This is a genomic window from Enterobacter sp. SECR19-1250 (assembly GCF_013391025.1).
Lineage (GTDB): Bacteria > Pseudomonadota > Gammaproteobacteria > Enterobacterales > Enterobacteriaceae > Enterobacter > Enterobacter cloacae.
In genome coordinates, this window is record NZ_JACASJ010000050.1 from 16,637 (window position 1) to 34,962 (window position 18,326).

General features: G+C 58.3%; 12 protein-coding genes and 1 pseudogene. 8 read left to right on the plus strand and 5 right to left on the minus strand.

Annotated elements, in window-relative coordinates; all coding sequences use genetic code 11:
- Positions 1-3: 3 nt before the first annotated feature.
- From gsiB to iaaA, 3 genes and pseudogenes are all read right to left on the minus strand, one after another.
- Positions 4-1,542, minus strand: a complete 1,539-nt coding sequence (gsiB, locus tag HX884_RS14290; protein ID WP_013097435.1) for a glutathione ABC transporter substrate-binding protein GsiB — start codon at positions 1,540-1,542, stop codon at positions 4-6.
- A gap of 23 nt (positions 1,543-1,565) precedes the next feature.
- Positions 1,566-3,437 carry a glutathione ABC transporter ATP-binding protein GsiA gene (gene gsiA, locus HX884_RS14295; RefSeq protein ID WP_178328381.1) on the minus strand — a complete coding sequence of 624 codons (1,872 nt, stop codon included), beginning with the start codon at positions 3,435-3,437 and terminating at the stop codon, positions 1,566-1,568.
- Positions 3,424-4,387 (minus strand): annotated as a pseudogene (gene iaaA / locus HX884_RS14300) (beta-aspartyl-peptidase). The gene gsiA and the pseudogene iaaA overlap by 14 nt, the downstream one beginning before the upstream one ends.
- Positions 4,388-4,576: 189 nt before the next feature.
- Between iaaA and moeA the strand changes: the two are divergent.
- Together moeA and moeB are read left to right on the plus strand one after the other, a co-directional pair.
- Complete coding sequence (moeA, locus tag HX884_RS14305) at positions 4,577-5,809, plus strand: molybdopterin molybdotransferase MoeA (protein WP_094085269.1); 1,233 nt, start codon at positions 4,577-4,579, stop codon at positions 5,807-5,809.
- 1 nt (position 5,810) lies between these two features.
- The gene (gene moeB / locus HX884_RS14310; RefSeq protein WP_102751706.1) at positions 5,811-6,563 is read left to right on the plus strand and encodes a molybdopterin-synthase adenylyltransferase MoeB; all 753 of its coding nucleotides are present in this window, start codon (positions 5,811-5,813) and stop codon (positions 6,561-6,563) included.
- Between the two features lie 62 nt (positions 6,564-6,625).
- On the opposite strand, the gene fsa is transcribed toward moeB, so the two are convergent.
- Entirely contained in the window at positions 6,626-7,288 is a 663-nt protein-coding gene (gene fsa / locus HX884_RS14315) for a fructose-6-phosphate aldolase (RefSeq protein WP_029882869.1), read from the minus strand.
- A 128-nt stretch (positions 7,289-7,416) separates the two neighbouring features.
- Between fsa and HX884_RS14320 the strand changes: the two genes are divergently transcribed.
- The 4 genes from HX884_RS14320 (at position 7,417) to HX884_RS14335 (ending at position 13,196) form a co-directional block, all read left to right on the plus strand.
- Complete coding sequence (locus HX884_RS14320; RefSeq protein WP_178328382.1) at positions 7,417-8,316, plus strand: glycyl-radical enzyme activating protein; 900 nt, start codon at positions 7,417-7,419, stop codon at positions 8,314-8,316.
- A gap of 4 nt (positions 8,317-8,320) precedes the next feature.
- Positions 8,321-10,753, plus strand: a complete 2,433-nt coding sequence (locus HX884_RS14325; RefSeq protein WP_045295693.1) for a formate C-acetyltransferase/glycerol dehydratase family glycyl radical enzyme — start codon at positions 8,321-8,323, stop codon at positions 10,751-10,753.
- A gap of 219 nt (positions 10,754-10,972) precedes the next feature.
- Positions 10,973-11,788, plus strand: a complete 816-nt coding sequence (locus HX884_RS14330) for a Cof-type HAD-IIB family hydrolase (protein ID WP_029882866.1) — start codon at positions 10,973-10,975, stop codon at positions 11,786-11,788.
- A gap of 151 nt (positions 11,789-11,939) precedes the next feature.
- On the plus strand, positions 11,940-13,196 hold the full coding sequence (locus HX884_RS14335; protein ID WP_130626476.1) for a DUF1479 domain-containing protein: 1,257 nt from the start codon (positions 11,940-11,942) through the stop codon (positions 13,194-13,196).
- On the opposite strand, the gene HX884_RS14340 is transcribed toward HX884_RS14335, so the two are convergent.
- A complete protein-coding gene (locus HX884_RS14340; protein ID WP_048971702.1) occupies positions 13,193-14,266 on the minus strand; it encodes a LacI family DNA-binding transcriptional regulator in 1,074 nt (357 codons plus the stop codon). The two genes, HX884_RS14335 and HX884_RS14340, sit on opposite strands and share 4 nt — an antisense overlap.
- Before the next feature lie 286 nt (positions 14,267-14,552).
- Here HX884_RS14340 and HX884_RS14345 point away from each other — a divergent pair, with 286 nt between their 5' ends.
- Both HX884_RS14345 and HX884_RS14350 read left to right on the plus strand, forming a co-directional pair.
- Entirely contained in the window at positions 14,553-15,854 is a 1,302-nt protein-coding gene (locus HX884_RS14345; RefSeq protein WP_178328383.1) for an MFS transporter, read from the plus strand.
- A gap of 17 nt (positions 15,855-15,871) precedes the next feature.
- A complete protein-coding gene (locus HX884_RS14350) occupies positions 15,872-18,235 on the plus strand; it encodes a TIM-barrel domain-containing protein (protein WP_178328384.1) in 2,364 nt (787 codons plus the stop codon).
- The last annotated feature ends 91 nt before the right edge of the window (positions 18,236-18,326 follow it).

The following is an 18,326-nucleotide window of genomic DNA, read 5'->3' on the forward strand; positions in this document are numbered from 1 at the left end:
GTGTTATTTTAAATCCGCATCGTCAAAGCTAAAGCCCGTATCCGGCATGATGTAAAACCCGGTCAACGCTTTGTTATGCGCCGAAACCAGTTTTTCCACCACCAGCGGTACCCACGGCGACTCTTTCCAGATGATATCCTGTGCGTCTTTGTAGAGGCGCGCTTTCTCATCCGGTTTGGTGGTTTTCAGCGCATCGGCAAGATCTTTATCCACCTGCGGGTTGCTGTAGAATGCCGTGTTGAACAGGGTCGGCGGCCAGTTCTGCGAGGCGAACAGCGGCGACAGCGCCCAGTCAGCCTCACCGGTAGAGGCCGACCAGCCGGTGTAGAACATCCGCACGCCGCTCTCTTTCTGCCCTTTCCCTTCCACTTCTGCCGCACGCTGCCCGGCATCCATCGCGGTGACCTGCACCTTAATACCGACCTGCGCCAGCTGCTGCTGGGTAAACTGCAGCACCTTCTGCGCGGTACTGTGATTATGGGATGACCATAACGTGGTGCTAAAGCCGTTCGGGAAGCCTGCCTCTTTTAACAGTTCACGGGCTTTCGCCGGATCGTATGGCCACGGCTGATAGCTTTGCGCATAGGCAATAGCCGGTGGCAGCACGCCGGTGGCCGGGGTGGCGAAACCCGCGAAGGCCACTTTTACCAGCGCCTGACGGTTAATCGCGTAGTTGATGGCCTCGCGCACTTTGGGATTATCAAACGGCTTTTGCGTCACGTTCATGCTGATGTAACGCTGCATAATGGACGGACTGGCCACCAGCTCCAGCTTGCTGTTCTTCTGCAGGATCGCCGCCTGCTCGTACGGGATCGGGAAGGCAAACTGCGCTTCGCCGGTTTGCAGCATCGCCGCGCGGGTGTTGTTATCCACCACCGGACGCCAGGTGATGGTGTCGAGCTTCGGCAGCCCCTGCTGCCAGTAGCCGGCGAATTTCTTCACCTTTACAAAGTCCGTCTGGTTCCAGGTCACCAGCTCATACGGGCCGGTACCGACCGGATGGAACCCAATCTCTTTCCCGTATTTTTTCAGCGCCGCAGGCGAGATCATCGCCGTCGCCGGATGCGCCAGAATATTAATAAAGGCCGAGAACGGCTCTTTCAGGGTAATTTTTACCGTTGTCGGATCGACCGCCTCGGTGCTGGCAATATTTTTATAGAGGTTATAGCGCTTGAGGCTGTTTTCCGGGTTGCTGGCGCGGTCGAGGTTAACCTTCACCGCCTCCGCGTTGAAATCGGTGCCATCCTGGAACTTCACGCCGGTTCTGAGCTTAATGGTATAGACCAGCCCATCATCCGAGACGGTGTACCCCTCTGCCAGCACATTTTTCAGCTTCATCTCTCTGTCCAGGCCAAACAGCCCCTGGTAGAACGACTTGGCGACCGCCTGCGACAGCGTATCGTTGGCGTCATAGGGATCAAGGGTGGTGAAATTGGAGCCGACGGCAACCACCACATCTTTGGCAGCGAACGCGGGAGAGGCGGCCAGGGCTGCCGTCACGCTCGCGGCTAACAGCCATGTACGAGCAACAAATTTAACCATTGTGTTCTCCTGCCTGTTGTACGTTATAACCGCGAAAATGCATTGTCCTGACGCGGAGGGGCAACAAAATGTCCGGGGCCCACTTCACGCAGCGTGACCCGCTCCATGACCTCACCCCGTTTACGAATATTGCTCGGCATCTCATCCTGCAGCAGCACGCGCTGCCCGTGACGGTGTTCGGGATCGGCAACCGGTACTGCAGACATCAGCTTACGGGTGTACGGGTGCTGCGGGTTCTCAAACACCGCCCGCCGCGGACCAATCTCGACGATTTGCCCCAGATACATCACCGCCACGCGATGGCTGATGCGCTCCACCACCGCCATGTCGTGGGAAATAAAGAGAAAGGCAATCCCCAGATCCCGCTGTAAGTCGAGCAATAAATTGATGATTTGCGCGCGGATAGAGACATCCAGCGCCGAGACAGATTCGTCTGCGATCACCACTTTTGGGTTCAGGGCCAGCGCGCGGGCAATACAAATTCGCTGCCGCTGACCGCCGGAAAACTCATGCGGGTAACGCCAGGCATGTTCCGGCTTCAGACCCACGCGTTCCAGCAGCCACGCCACCCGACGCTGTGCGGCTTCGCCGTCGAGCAGATTATGCACCCGCAGCGGCTCCATAATCGAATACCCCACCGTATGGCGCGGGTCCAGAGACGCATACGGATCCTGAAAAATAAACTGGATATTCCGCCTCACCGCCTGAAGCTTACTGTCAGGAAGGGTGTCGATACGTTCGCCGTTAAAGGTAATGCTCCCTTCCTGCGACTCCACCAGCCGAAGTAACGCGCGTCCGGTGGTGGATTTGCCGCAGCCCGACTCCCCCACCAGCGCCAGCGTTTCGCCTGGCCATAAATCAAAACTGACATTTTCAACCGCGTGCACTTCACGCTTTACACGGTTGAAAATGCCGCTGCGCAGAGGAAAACGGGTCACCAGATCCCGCACCTCAAGAATGGGCTTGCCGGGTACCACGGTGTCCTGCTCGGTTTCCTCTTCCTGGCGGCCCGCCGCCTCAAGGGAAATCAGCGGGAAACGGCGCGGAAGATCGCTGCCGTTCATCGCTCCCAGACGCGGAACCGCCGCCAGCAGCGCTTTGGTGTAAGGGTGGGCGGGCGCATGGAAAATCTGCTCTACCGTGCCGGTTTCTACCGCCCTGCCCTGGTGCATCACCAGCACGCGATCGGCAATATCCGCGACCACGCCCATATCGTGGGTGATAAACATCACCCCCATCTCCATCTCCTGCTGCAGCACTTTGATAAGCTGCAGGATCTGCGCCTGAATGGTGACATCCAGCGCCGTCGTCGGCTCGTCCGCAATCAATACCGCCGGACGGCACGAGAGCGCCATGGCAATCATCACCCGCTGACGCATCCCGCCAGAGAGCTGATGCGGATAGCGGCCGAGTATGGACTGCGACTCCGGGATACGTACCAGCTCCAGCATCCGTTTGGCTTCCAGAAGGGCTTCATCGCCGCTCAGCCCCTGATGCAGGCGGATGGATTCGGCAATTTGCTCTCCAACCGGGAAGACCGGGTTCAGCGAGGTCATCGGCTCCTGGAAGATCATCGCGATATCCGCCCCGCGCACGCCCTGCATCTGTGCTGCGCTCAGCTCGTTTAAATCAATGAACTGACGATTGCGACGGCGCAGAAGCATCTTCTCGCTGCTGATTTGCCCGCCCGTCTGTTCCAGCAGGCGCATCAGCGCCAGCGCGGTGACCGATTTCCCGGAGCCGGACTCCCCCACAATCGCCAGCGTTTCGCCGCGGTTGAGTGAGAACGATAAATTCTCTACTGCGGGGATGAACTGCCGCTCCTCCTGAAACGCAATATTCAGCTGATGGACAGCCAGCACTTCGCGGTTATCCAGCTCTTCACTGTGCGGCACGCGTTGCCCCCTTATTCACGATAGATCCCGGTGCTGGGTTCATCACCGGCATAGCCCCAGGCGCGGTACATCCCTTCGCTGTTGAACGGCAGGGCTACGTTACCCTCACGGTCCACCGCAATGAGTCCACCCTCACCGCCCAGCGCGGGCAACTTTTCCATTACCACACGTTCGCAGGCTTCACTCAGGCTGAGCCCGCCGTAATCCATCAGGGCGGTAATGTCGTATGCGGCGAGCGCGCGAATAAACACTTCGCCGGTTCCGGTGCAGGAGACCGCCGCCGTGGCGTTATTGGCATAGCACCCGGCGCCCGGCAGCGGACTGTCGCCAACCCGGCCAGGTAGCTTGTTGGTCATACCGCCGGTTGAGGTGGCCGCCGCCAGATTACCAGCCTTATCAAGCGCCACCGCGCCAACCGTGCCCATTTTGGTGGTTTCATTGAGCGGTGAGGAGTGGTCCAGCTGGGTCATGCCCGCCGTACGGGCTGCCAGTAGCTGCTGGTAGCGCTCGTCAGTGGAAAAAAGATCCGGCGATACCCGCTCCATCCCGTGTGCGAAGGCAAAGTTCTCCGCCCCAACGCCCGTCAGCAGCACATGAGGACTCTCTTCCATCACCAGTCGCGCCGCCAGAATCGGGTTGCGCAGATGGCTCACGCCCGCCACGGCCCCTGCTTTCAGGGTGACGCCATCCATCACGCAGGCATCCAGCTCGTGCGTCTCGTCACGCGTATACACGGAACCTATCCCCGCATTGAACAGCGGACACTCTTCCAGCAGACGTACCGCTTCGGTCACCACATCCAGCGCGCTTTCGCCCGCCTCCAGCATTCGCTGGCCCGTTTCGACAATGGCGTAGAGCGCATCAATGTAGCGCTTCTCCTGCTCAGGACTGAGCTGTGCACGGGTAATAGCCCCGGCGCCGCCATGAATTGCGATTACCGCATTAACCATTTCGCCTCACCTGTCAGCCTGCATGGCGGCTTTTTCTATAAATATCATTATCGTTGATGATTCTTCAGATAATTTTTGAATATAGAAAGACGCAACTGCGATGTAAAGGGTACTCATGGTGGGTCATACAGTTAGCCGCACTTTTCTGCCATAATGAGCGCTTTCGTTGTTACTGTGCTGGAGCCCACCATGGATTTTACCGCCGGACTGATGCCGCTTGAGACGGCACTCACGCAGATGCTTGACCGACTTTCCCCGCTGCACGACGTAGAGACGCTGCCGCTGGCGCGCTGTTTTGGTCGTATTGCCGCACGCGACATCATTTCCCCGCTTAACGTGCCGGGGTTTGATAACTCAGCGATGGACGGTTACGCGGTACGCCTGGCGGATCTCCAGACGGGTCAGGCGCTGCCTGTCGCAGGAAAAGCCTTCGCCGGTCAACCGTTTGACGGAGAATGGCCTGTGGGCACTTGCGTGCGCATCATGACCGGCGCGCCGGTTCCCGCAGGCTGCGATGCGGTAGTGATGCAGGAAGAGACCGAACAGACCGCTGACGGCGTGCGCTTTACCGCCAGCGTCAAAGCAGGCCAGAACATCCGCCGCACCGGCGAAGATATTGCTCTTGGCGCAACGGTATTCGCTGCGGGGCAGAAGCTGACGGTGGGTGAACTGCCGGTGCTGGCCTCGCTCGGTATCGCGGACATTGAGGTGATCCGTCAGGTGCGCGTCGCGCTCTTTTCTACCGGTGATGAATTGCAGCTACCGGGCCAGCCGCTGCAGGACGGGCAGATTTACGACACCAACCGTCTGGCGGTACACCTGATGCTGGAGCAGCTGGGCTGTGAAGTGATCAACCTTGGCATTATTCCTGATGACCCGGAAAAACTGCGCGCCGCCTTTATTGAGGCAGACAACGCGGCCGACGTGGTGATCAGCTCCGGCGGTGTTTCGGTGGGTGAAGCGGATTACACCAAAACCATCCTGGAAGAGCTGGGTGAAATCGCCTTCTGGAAGCTGGCCATCAAGCCGGGCAAACCGTTCGCTTTTGGCAAGCTTAAGCACAGCTGGTTCTGCGGCCTGCCGGGTAACCCGGTCTCTGCCGCCCTGACCTTCTACCAGCTGGTGATCCCGCTGCTGGCGAAGCTTTCGGGCAACCGTGCCAGTCCGCTGCCGGTACGCCAGCGCGTGCGTGCCGCTACGCGCCTTAAGAAATCCCCCGGTCGTCTTGATTTCCAGCGCGGTATTCTGACGCGCAACGCGGAGGGCGAGCTGGAGGTGAGCACCACCGGCCATCAGGGTTCGCACATTTTCAGCTCCTTCAGCCAGGGCAACTGCTTTATCGTGCTGGAGCGCGAGCGTGGCAATGTGGAAGCAGGCGAATGGGTTGAGGTGGAGCACTTTAACCACCTGTTCGGAGGCTGAGATGGCGGCGGAACTGAGCGATGAAGAGATGATGCGCTATAACCGCCAGATTGTGCTGCGCGGTTTTGATTTTGATGGCCAGGAAGCGCTCAAGGCGGCCAGCGTACTGGTCGTCGGCCTGGGCGGTCTGGGCTGCGCCGCCGCGCAATACCTCGCCGCGGCGGGTGTGGGCAAGATGACGCTGCTGGACTTTGATACCGTGTCGGTGTCAAATCTGCAGCGCCAGACGCTGCACAGCGATGCGACACTCGGCCAGCCGAAGGTAGACTCTGCCCGCGCAGCGTTAACGCGCATCAACCCTCACGTTCAGTTCACCCCGATTAACGCGATGCTGGATGACGAGGCGTTATACGCGCAAATCGCAAAGCACGATCTGGTGCTGGACTGTACTGATAACGTCGCCATCCGCAACCAGCTAAACGCCGGCTGTTTTACCCACAAAACGCCGCTGGTTTCTGGCGCAGCAATCCGCATGGAAGGACAGATCAGCGTCTTTACCTATGCTGAAGGCGAACCGTGTTATCGCTGTCTGAGCCGCCTGTTTGGTGAGAATGCGCTCACCTGCGTCGAGGCGGGCGTAATGGCGCCGTTAGTCGGCGTGATCGGGTCACTGCAGGCGATGGAAGCGATCAAAGTGCTGACCCGTTACGGTACGCCAGCGGCGGGGAAAATTGTGATGTATGACGCAATGACCTGCCAGTTCCGCGAGATGAAGCTGATGCGTAGTCCGGGGTGTGAGGTGTGCAGCGGTTAAACCTCGTTGCGGCCTGATGCCCTCACCCCGGCCCTCTCCCACCGGGAGAGGGAGATAACGCGTCAGAGAGCCGTCCGTCCAAACGCCCCCTGCCAGTCCTGCTCAAACTTCACGATCGCCGCATCCACCGCCGGAGAGGTAATAAACTGCTGCGCCACATCCAGCGGCAGCGTGATGGACTCACAGCCGGCCAGCAGGCAATCCAGCGCCTGACGCGGGGTTTTGAAGCTCGCCGCCAGCACTTTTGATTGCGGGGCATGCAGCGTCAGCAACTGCTGTAATTCCACAACGGTCTGGATCCCGTCTCCGCCCTGCGCATCCACGCGGTTAACGTAAGGCGCGACATACTCTGCCCCCGCCAGCGCGGACAACATCCCCTGTGCGGCACCATATACCGCGGTCCCCAGCGTCGGGATCCCTTCTGCTTTTAGCATTTTGATCGCCGCCAGCCCTTCCGCCGTCACCGGCACTTTCACCACCAGGTCGTTAATGATGGCACGCAGCTTACGCGCATCGTCCACCATGCCTTCGGCGGTCGTGGCCATCACCTGCGCGAACAGACGGCCTTTGCCACCCAGCGCGTCGTGCAGTTCTGGCAGCAGAACCTCAAGCGGCGTTTTGCCTGCCGCCACAATGCTGGGGTTGGTGGTCACGCCCGCCAGCGGGAAGATGCGTGCGAGCTTTTTCACTGCCGCAACGTCAGAAGTGTCGAGATAAAGTTCCATGATGTCGCCCTCAATTTTAGCCTGCACTTACCCTATCACGACAAAACCTGCTCAGGAGTTGACCTGCATCAAGATAACTTTCATTCGAAAGTTATTTAATCTTCATATGCAAGATGAGAGGCAAAATCATGATCTTCAATATTCAGCGTTACTCTACCCATGATGGCCCCGGGATCCGTACCGTGGTGTTCCTGAAAGGCTGCTCGCTGGGCTGTCGCTGGTGCCAGAACCCGGAAAGCCGGGCCCGCACGCGGGACGTGCTGTTTGATGCACGTCTTTGCCTGGACGGCTGCGATCTGTGCCAGCAGGCGGCACCGGGCTGTATCGAACGTGCGCTGAACGGGCTGGTCATCCACCGTGAGAAACTAGACGAACAGACGCTTAACGCCCTTACCGACTGCTGCCCGACACAGGCGCTCACCGTGTGTGGTGAAGAACGTCAGGTGGAGGAGATCATGGCGACCGTCCTGCGCGATAAGCCGTTTTACGACCGCAGCGGCGGTGGAATCACCCTCTCCGGCGGCGAGCCGTTTATGAACCCCGATCTGGCACTGGCGTTGTTTAAAGCCAGCCATGAACAGGGTATTCATACCGCCGTCGAAACTTGCCTTCACGTGCCGTGGCACTATATCGCACCTTCACTTCCGTATGTCGATCTGTTCCTCGCCGACCTGAAGCATGTGGATGCAGAGGTATTCAAACAGTGGACGGACGGCTCGGCAAAACGCATCCTGGACAACCTGAAACGCCTGGCGGCGGCCGGGAAAAAAATCATCATTCGCGTGCCGCTGATCCCGGGCTTTAACGCCGATGAAGCCTCTGTTACCGCCATTACCAATTTCGCAGCCGACGAACTGAACGTTCGCGACATTCACTTTCTGCCGTATCACACGCTGGGCATGAACAAATACATCCTGCTCGGCCAACCTTACTCTGCCCCTGACAAACCGCTGGATAACCCTGCGCTACTGGACTTTGCACAGCAGTATGCCTGCCAGAAAGGGTTAACCGCGACCTTACGAGGATAAAACGATGACTACCCTGAATCTCAACACCCTCAGCGAGCGCATTAAAGCGCACAAAATGGCCCTGGTGCATATCGTGAAGCCGCCGGTCTGTACCGAGCGCGCGCAGCACTACACTGAAATGTACCAGCAGCATATGGATAAACCGATCCCGGTGCGTCGCGCGCTGGCCCTGGCACATCATCTCGCGCAGCGCACCATCTGGATCAAACACGATGAGCTGATCGTTGGTAACCAGGCAAGCGAAGTGCGCGCCGCGCCGATCTTCCCGGAATATACCGTCTCCTGGATTGAGAAAGAGATTGACGATCTGGCGGACCGTCCCGGCGCAGGCTTTGCGGTCAGCGAAGAGAATAAGCGCGTTCTGCATGAGATCTGCCCGTGGTGGCGCGGCCAGACGGTACAGGATCGCTGTTACGGCATGTTCACCGACGAGCAGAAAAGCCTGCTGGAAACCGGCATTATCAAAGCCGAAGGCAACATGACCTCCGGCGATGCCCACCTGGCGGTGAACTTCCCGCTGGTGCTGGAAAAAGGGCTCGACGGCCTGCGTGCTAAAGTGGCCGAGCGCCGCTCGCGCATCAACCTGACGGTGCTGGACGACCTGCACGGCGATCAGTTCCTGAAAGCGATTGATATCGTGCTGGAGGCGGTAAGTCTGCATATCGAACGTTTTGCAGCCCTGGCGCGTGAAATGGCGGCTACCGAATCCCGCGTCAGCCGCCGCGACGAGCTGCTGGCGATAGCGGAAAACTGTGACGCGATTGCCCATGAACCGCCAAAAACCTTCTGGCAGGCGCTGCAGCTGTGCTACTTCATTCAGCTTATCCTGCAGATTGAGTCCAACGGCCACTCCGTGTCGTTCGCCCGCATGGATCAATATCTCTACCCGTACTACCGTCGCGACGTAGAGCTGAACCAGAGCCTCGACCGCGAGCACGCCATCGAGCTGCTCCACAGCTGCTGGCTGAAGTTGCTGGAAGTGAACAAGATCCGCTCCGGCTCGCACTCCAAAGCCTCCGCAGGCAGCCCGCTGTACCAGAACGTCACCATCGGCGGTCAGAAGCTGGTCAACGGTGAGCCAATGGACGCCGTCAACCCGCTCTCTTACGCGATTCTGGAGTCCTGCGGTCGTCTGCGCTCCACCCAGCCAAACCTGAGCGTGCGTTATCACGCAGGGATGAGCAACGACTTCCTCGACGCCTGCGTGCAGGTGATCCGCTGCGGCTTCGGCATGCCAGCGTTCAACAACGATGAAATCGTGATCCCGGAATTCATCAAGCTCGGCGTAGAAAAAGAAGATGCGTACGACTATGCCGCCATCGGCTGCATCGAAACCGCCGTTGGCGGCAAATGGGGCTACCGCTGCACCGGCATGAGCTTTATCAACTTCGCCCGCGTGATGCTCGCCGCGCTGGAAGGCGGCCGCGATGCCACCAGCGGGAAAGTGTTCCTGCCGCAGGAGAAAGCGCTCTCTGCCGGTAACTTCAGCAATTTCGACGAGGTGATGACGGCCTGGGATACCCAGATCCGCTATTACACCCGTAAATCCATCGAGATTGAGTATGTCGTGGACACCATGCTGGAAGAGAATGTCCACGATATCCTCTGCTCGGCGCTGGTGGATGACTGCATCGAGCGGGCGAAAAGCATCAAGCAGGGCGGCGCGAAGTATGACTGGGTCTCCGGCCTGCAGGTGGGGATTGCCAACCTCGGTAACAGCCTGGCGGCGGTGAAGAAACTGGTGTTCGAGCAGGGCGTCATCGGTCAGCAGCAGCTGGCGGCGGCGCTGGCGGATGACTTCGACGGGCTGACGCACGAGCAGCTGCGTCAGCGTCTTATCAACGGTGCGCCGAAGTACGGCAACGATGACGACAGTGTGGACATGCTGCTGACCCGTGCTTATCAGACCTACATTGACGAGCTGAAGCAGTATCACAACCCGCGTTACGGCCGTGGCCCCATTGGCGGTAACTACTACGCGGGTACATCCTCCATCTCCGCAAACGTGCCGTTTGGTGCAGCGACAATGGCGACTCCGGACGGACGCAAAGCGCACACCCCGCTGGCGGAAGGCGCCAGTCCGGCCTCCGGTACCGATCATCTCGGTCCAACGGCGGTGATCGGCTCCGTGGGTAAACTGCCGACCGAAGCGATTCTTGGCGGCGTGCTGTTAAACCAGAAGCTGAACCCGTCAACGCTGGAAAACGACAGCGACCGCCAGAAGCTGATGGTGCTGCTGCGTACCTTCTTCGAGGTGCATAAAGGCTGGCATATTCAGTACAACATCGTTTCACGCGAAACGCTGCTGGACGCGAAGAAACACCCGGACCAGTATCGTGACCTGGTGGTACGCGTCGCAGGCTACTCGGCGTTCTTCACCGCCCTGTCGCCGGATGCACAGGACGATATCATTGCGCGTACGGAGCATACGTTGTAACGACGTATCCCCTCTCCCTTGAGGGAGAGGGTTAGGGTGAGGGGGAAATGCGCACGCTGATGCCCTCACCCCGGCCCTCTCCCACCGGGAGAGGGAGAAAAGACTAAAAACGGCAACGTCGGTTGCCGTTTTGCTTTTACTTTCATTCGAAATTAAATTTGTGCTCTCCGTCACCTTGTTATTAGAATGTTTCAAAACGCAGTGACCCAGGAGCACAGTATGACCGTTAAAGTTATCGTCACCGATATGGACGGAACTTTCCTTGATGATGCCAAGCAGTACGATCGTGACCGCTTTCAGGCACAGTTTGAGCAGCTTAAAGCCCGTAATATTGAATTTGTTGTCGCCAGCGGTAACCAGTATTACCAGCTCATCTCCTTCTTCCCGGAACTGAAAGATCAGATCTCCTTCGTGGCGGAAAACGGTGCGCTGGTCTTCGATCACGGTGAACAAATTTTCCACGGCGAGCTGACGCGTCATGAGTCGCAAATCGTTATTGGCGAACTGCTGAAAGACAAAGGGCTGAACTTTGTGGCCTGCGGTCTCGACAGCGCTTACGTCAGCGATCAGGCCCCCGAGGCGTTCGTGGCGCTGATGTCAAAGCACTATCACCGCTTAAAGCGTATCAGCGACTACCGCGACATTAACGACGTGTTGTTTAAGTTCTCCCTGAACCTGCCGGACAGCGATATCCCGAATCTGGTCGATAAACTGCATGTCTCCCTGGACGGCATTATGAAGCCGGTCACCAGCGGCTTTGGTTTTGTCGATTTGATTATCCCCGGCCTGCACAAAGCCAATGGCATCAGCCGTCTGCTGAAACGCTGGAAAGTCTCCCCGCAGGAGTGCGTGGGTATTGGCGACAGCGGCAATGACGCAGAGATGCTGAAGCTGGTGAAATACTCCTTTGCAATGGGCAACGCGGCCGAAAGCATCAGAGACGTAAGCCGCTACAGCACCGACGACAACAACCACCAGGGCGCGCTGAACGTTATTCAGGCGGTGCTGGATCACCACTCCCCGTTCGACGCCTGATTCCCTTCCTGCCGGAGCCGCGCTCCGGCACCCCTTACTCTTTTTCCATCCTGTGCTACCCGTCAACTTTTTAAACTTGCATTAACCAATTTTTAACTTAAAGTATCACTTGTAGACATTTTCACTTTCGAATGAAAGATGCGAGGCAGTTATGACGTTTACCAGTGAAACTTTGCCGGCGGATCACAAAGCCGCAATCCGTGAGATGAAGCGCGAGCTACGGGCGCAAATCGGCGATGTGCAGGCGGTGTTCGATAAGCTCAGCGATACCATCGCGACCCGCGTGGCGGAAATTAACGCCCTGAAAAACAAAGGCGAGCCCGTCTGGCCGGTGATCCCGTTTGCGGATGTGAAAAATGGTACCATCACATCCGCGCAGCGTGAGGCGATCAAACGCCGGGGTTGCGCGGTAATAAAAGGTCATTTCCCGCGCGAGCAGGCGCTGGCATGGGATCAGTCGATGCTCGATTACCTCGATCTCAACCAGTTTGATGAAGTCTATAAAGGGCCCGGCGATAACTTCTTTGGTACCTTAACGGCGTCTCGCCCGGAGATTTACCCTATCTACTGGTCACAGGCGCAAATGCAGGCGCGCCAGAGTGAAGAGATGGCGCAGGTGCAGTCGTTTCTGAACCGTCTGTGGACATTCGAGAGCAACGGCAAACAGTGGTTCGACCCGGACGTCAGCGTGATTTACCCGGATCGCATCCGCCGTCGTCCACCGGGCACCACCTCGAAAGGGCTGGGCGCGCATACCGATTCCGGTGCGCTGGAGCGCTGGCTGCTGCCCGCCTATCAGCAGGTTTTCGCCCGCGTCTTTGATGGCAACGTAGAGAAATACGACCCGTGGAATGCTGCGCACCGTACTGAAGTGGAAGAGTACACCGTGGATAACACCACCAAATGTTCGGTGTTCCGCACCTTCCAGGGCTGGACGGCGCTGTCGGACATGATCCCGGGCCAGGGGCTGCTGCACGTGGTGCCAATCCCGGAAGCGATGGCTTATATTCTGCTGCGTCCGCTGCTGGATGACGTGCCGGAGGACGAACTGTGCGGCGTCGCGCCGGGGCGCGTTCTGCCGGTGTCAGAGAAATGGCACCCGCTGCTTATCGAAGCGCTCACCAGCATTCCGGCACTGGAGGCGGGCGATTCGGTGTGGTGGCACTGCGATGTGATCCACTCCGTCGCGCCGGTTGAGGATCAACAGGGCTGGGGCAACGTGATGTACATTCCTGCCGCGCCGATGTGCGAGAAGAACCTCGCCTACGCGAAGAAGGTGAAAGCGGCGCTGGAAACCGGGGCATCGCCGGGTGATTTCCCGCGCGAGGATTATGAAGAAACCTGGCAGGATCGCTTTACCGTGGCCGATCTCAATATCCACGGCAAGCGTGCGCTGGGCATGGCTTAACTGTCGTACAGCCCTTCCCGCTCAACGGCGGTGCGTCGTTTCCCCTGACGTATCCGCCGGACCGATTCCCGTACGGTCAGGGTGCCGTTAAGCAATAGCGTGCCTGACGGCGCCTCCGGGCGCATCAGCCGCTGCTGGAGCATATGTACCGCTTCGGTGCCCAGCTCATCACGTGGAACATGTACCGCGGTTAACGGTACATCCTGAATGGCCGCCAGATTGAAGCCGTCAATGCTCATCACCGAAATATCCTGCGGCACGCGTAACCCCTGTTTTTGCAGGGCGCTGATGGTGCCCGCCGCCATAAAGTCACCCCCCACCAGAAACGCAGTCGGCAAGTCTTTTCCCTGCATGTGGCTCAGCCAGTCGGTGACCAGCTGCTCTGTTTCGCGAGCGCTGAAGCTCGGCGCCACCAGCAAATCGCGTTTGTCGTTGAACTTCAGGTTGTGTGACTGCCATGCGTCGCGGATCCCCGCAAGGCGCAGCTCCATGGTGTAACGCCGCAGGCACAACACATTCATCACCTCACGGTGTCCCATTTCAAACAGATAGTCCGCCGCCCGCTCACCAATGGCCCGATGGTCCGGCGCGACGGCAGGCAGGCGCATATGCCGGTCGCGGCAGTTAATCAGCATGCAGGGTTTACCGACATCCACTGCCAGATCGTGGATATGTGGATCGTCAATGCCGAGGAGGATGGCGGCCTGGGTGTCCGGCTCGTTCATTCGCGCCAGAAACAACTGGGCGTCGCTGTCGTTCTCCTCCAGCGCGCAGTAACGCAGTCGAACATCGTACGAGGCCAGGCCTTTGCTTACGCTCTGGATCACACGGTAGTAAAAGATGTCAGACCGCTCGTCAAAGGCGCGCTGTGGGGCGAAGACAACGAGACTGTTGAGCAGCAAACGGCCCGCAGCCATTCCGTCCAGCACCCCCAGCTCGCGCGCGCATGCCAGCACCTTCGCACGTGCTTTTTCACTGGTATTCGCCTTCCCGGCAAGGACCCGCGAAACGGTGCTGATTGAGAGCTGAGTCCGGGCAGCGATTTCGGTGATTTTTAGCCTTTTGTCCATTTTGTGATCTGGCTCCATTTGCGAAATGACAAAATTTTCATAGCGTGGATATCAGGCAATAGCTGATGTCAAAGCCATGATGCCAAATGATGTCGCTCAGTTATGAGAAATTTTGCACAAAATCCACTATTGCCCTCTCATTTTCTCCCTTAAGGTGAACTTGTCACACAACTTCCATACTAGTTGTATAGCAACTTGAAGCGGTAAAACAGATAACAATCAACGTCATAAACCTGTGTGACACCTGAACTTCCGTCCCCTTACCGTCCGTCTTGTGGAGAGTAAAATGAGTCAGGACATTAATAACACCGTTGCGGCAAGCAAAACCCGTCGCGTCATTAAAAACCTGCGCTGGTATGTGCTGGTGCTGTTCTTACTTGGCGTCACCGTTAACTACATCACCCGAAACTCACTCGGGATCCTCGCCCCGGAACTGAAAGAGAGCCTCGGGATCACCACCGAGCAGTACTCCTGGATCTTCGGGGCATTCCAGATCGCCTACACCATTTTCCAGCCTCTGTGCGGCTGGCTGATCGACGTGATCGGCCTGAAGATTGGCTTTATGATTTGCGCCGGGATCTGGGCGCTGATGTGTATTTTCCACGCGGGTGCCGGGAGCTGGCTGCACCTTGCCATACTGCGCTTCTTTATGGGGGCTTCTGAAGCCGCCGCCACGCCCGCAAACGCCAAAACCATTGGTGAATGGTTCCCGAAATCGGAACGTCCTGTGGCAGCCGGCTGGGCTGGTGTGGGCTTCTCCATTGGCGCAATGCTGGCTCCGCCTATCATCTACTTCGCGCACGCCTCGTTTGGCTGGCAGGGCGCGTTTATGTTCACCGGCGTGCTGGCGCTGCTGTGGGTGATCCTGTGGTGGGCGTTCTACCACAATCCGGAGCAGCACCCGAACCTGAGCAAAGACGAGCTGGCGTTTATCAAGCAGGATAACGAACCGCCTGCAGTAAAACTGCCCTTCCTGACCGCGCTGAAAACCGTCTCAAAAAATAAACGTTTTTACGGTATCGCCATCCCGGCCTTTATGGCGGAACCGGCCTGGGCAGTGCTGAGTTTCTGGGTGCCGCTGTATCTCGCCAAAGAGCACGGCATGGATCTGAAGCAGATCGCGATGTTTGCCTGGCTGCCGTTCCTGGCCGCCGATCTCGGCAGCGTGGCGAGCGGTTACCTCACCCGTCTGTATACCCGCCTGTTTGGCTGCTCCCGCGTCAACTCCGTGGTGGCAAGCTCCGTCACCGGCGCGTTCCTGATGATCTCTCTGGCCGTCGTCGCCATTACCCGCGACCCGTACATCACCATCGTGCTGATCTCCATCGGCGGTTTCGGGCATCAGATCATCTCCTGCATGCTCAGCGCCCTAGTGGTGGAGTCGTTCGATAAAGGCCAGATGGCGACCGTTAACGGTATGCGCGGCTCGGCGGCGTGGATCGCCAGCTTCCTGTTCTCGCTGTTGATTGGTGTGACCGCCGACAAAATCGGCTTCAACCCGCTCTTTATTGCCATGGGTTTCTTTGACCTGATTGGCGCTGTTTTCCTGGTGGCATTTATTGCTGAACGTCGCGCCAAGCGCGCCTGATAGTGGATGTATTGCATATGAAAACCCTGAAAAACTGGACCGTCGATAAGCAGTCGGCCAACCATCTGGAACTGCTGGTGGATAACCAGCACCGCCTGTGCCTGTATGTGCTGGAAGAGAACCTGTTCCGTGTACTGATCAAACGTAAAGGTGAACTGGCGCTGGACCGCACCTGGAGCATCGCTCCGGAAGAAGATGAGCCGTGGGAAGGCCGTCGTCGCGACGATCTGAGCGGCTTCACCTGCCCTGCCTGGACGCTAAGCCAGCAGGATGAGGGGCTGACAATTGCTACCGAACAGCTGCGTGTGACCGTTCATCAGCCGCTGTGGCTGGAGTGGCACTATCGCAATGACGCTGGGGAGTGGCAGCCGCTGGTCAATGACCGTCCGACCAGCGCCTATCTGCTGAACGCTCACGGCGACGGGGTGGCACACTACCTGAGCCGTCGCAAGGACGAGCGTTTTTACGGCCTGGGTGAGAAAGCGGGCGACCTGCAGCGCAACGGTAAGCGCTTCGAGATGCGCAACCTCGACGCCATGGGCTACAACGCGGCCAGCACCGACCCGCTGTATAAACACATCCCGTTTACCCTTACCCGCCGCGATGACGTGAGTTACGGCCTGTTCTACGACAACCTGAGCAGCTGCTGGTTGGATCTGGGCAACGAGATTGATAACTACCACACCGCCTACCGTCGCTGGCAGGCGGAAGCGGGTGATATCGATTACTACCTCTTTACCGGCAAACGGGTGCTGGACGTCACCAAAGCCTTTGTGCGCCTGACCGGGAAAACGCTGTTCGGGCCAAAGTGGAGCCTGGGCTACAGCGGGTCGACCATGCACTACACCGACGCGCCGGACGCACAAAACCAACTGATGAACTTTATTCGCCTGTGCGAAGAGCATGCGATCCCGTGCGACTCGTTCCAGCTCTCATCGGGTTATACCTCGATCAACGGCAAGCGCTATGTCTTTAACTGGAACCACGACAAAGTGCCGCAACCGAAGGTGATGACCCAGGCATTCCACGATGCGGGGCTGCGGCTGGCGGCAAACATCAAGCCGTGCCTGCTGCAGGACCACCCGCGCTATAGCGAAGTGGCGGAAAACGGCCTGTTCATTCGTGATTCAGAAACCGACGCACCAGAACGCTCCAGCTTCTGGGATGACGAAGGTTCCCACCTCGACTTTACCAACCCGCAGACGGTGAAATGGTGGCAGGAAGGGGTCACCACGCAGCTGCTGGAGATGGGGATCGACTCCACCTGGAACGATAACAACGAATACGAAGTGTGGGACGGCGAAGCGCGCTGCCATGGTTTTGGCAAGGAGATCGCCATCAAACACATCCGCCCGGTGATGCCGCTGCTGATGATGCGCGCCTCGCTGGAAGCGCAGCAGCGGTTTGCCCCGGAAAAGCGCCCGTATCTGATCTCCCGTTCCGGCTGCGCCGGGATGCAACGTTACGTTCAGACCTGGAGCGGCGATAACCGCACCAACTGGGACACCCTGCGCTATAACATCCGCATGGGGCTGGGTATGAGCCTGTCCGGGCTGTTTAACGTTGGTCATGACGTGGGCGGTTTTTCTGGCGACAAACCCGACGCCGAGCTGTTTGTCCGCTGGGTGCAGAACGGCGTGATGCACCCGCGCTTTACCATTCACTCGTGGAACGATGACCACACGGTAAACGAGCCGTGGATGTATCCGGGCGTCACCCCCGCTATTCGCGGTGCTATTGAGCTGCGCTATCGTCTGCTGCCGTATCTCTACACCCTGCTCTGGCAGGCACATGCCGATGACGAACCGATGCTGCGCCCAACCTTCCTCGACCACGAACACGATGCGCAGACCTTTGAAGAGTGCGACGAGTTCCTGCTGGGCCGGGACCTGCTGGTGGCAAGCGTGGTGGAGGCCGGACAGCGCGAGCGCCGTCTCTGGCTGCCGGATAACGAAACCGGCTGGTACGATTTTTACACCCACGCGTGGTACGCGGGCGGGCAGTGGATCGCTCTGGATGCACCGCTGGAAAAACTGCCGCTGCTGGTGCGCGCCGGTGCCGGTCTGCCGCTCAGCGAACGCATCACTCACGTCAGCGCGGAAAAAGACGACACCCGCGAGCTGAAGCTGTTCCCGGTCAAAGGCGTGGGCACCAACACCGGTCTGCTGTTTGAAGATGACGGTGAAAGCTGGGGCTATCAGAACGGCAATGCGCTGTGGGTAGAGTGGGAAATGGTGTGTGATGGGGCAACCATCAATTTGAAGATCACTGCGCGCGGAGATTATCGTCCGGCGTGGAAAGCACTGAAGGTGTCATTACCGGCGGGGGAAAAACGCAGGCTGCTGGTGAATGGGATTGAAGGGAGTGAGTGGGTGATGTAGTGCGGCCTGATGCCCTCACCCTAACCCTCTCCCACAGGGCTGAGGGTTCCCCAGAAAAATGAAAAGCACGATGAAGTGTGATCTACTGGTT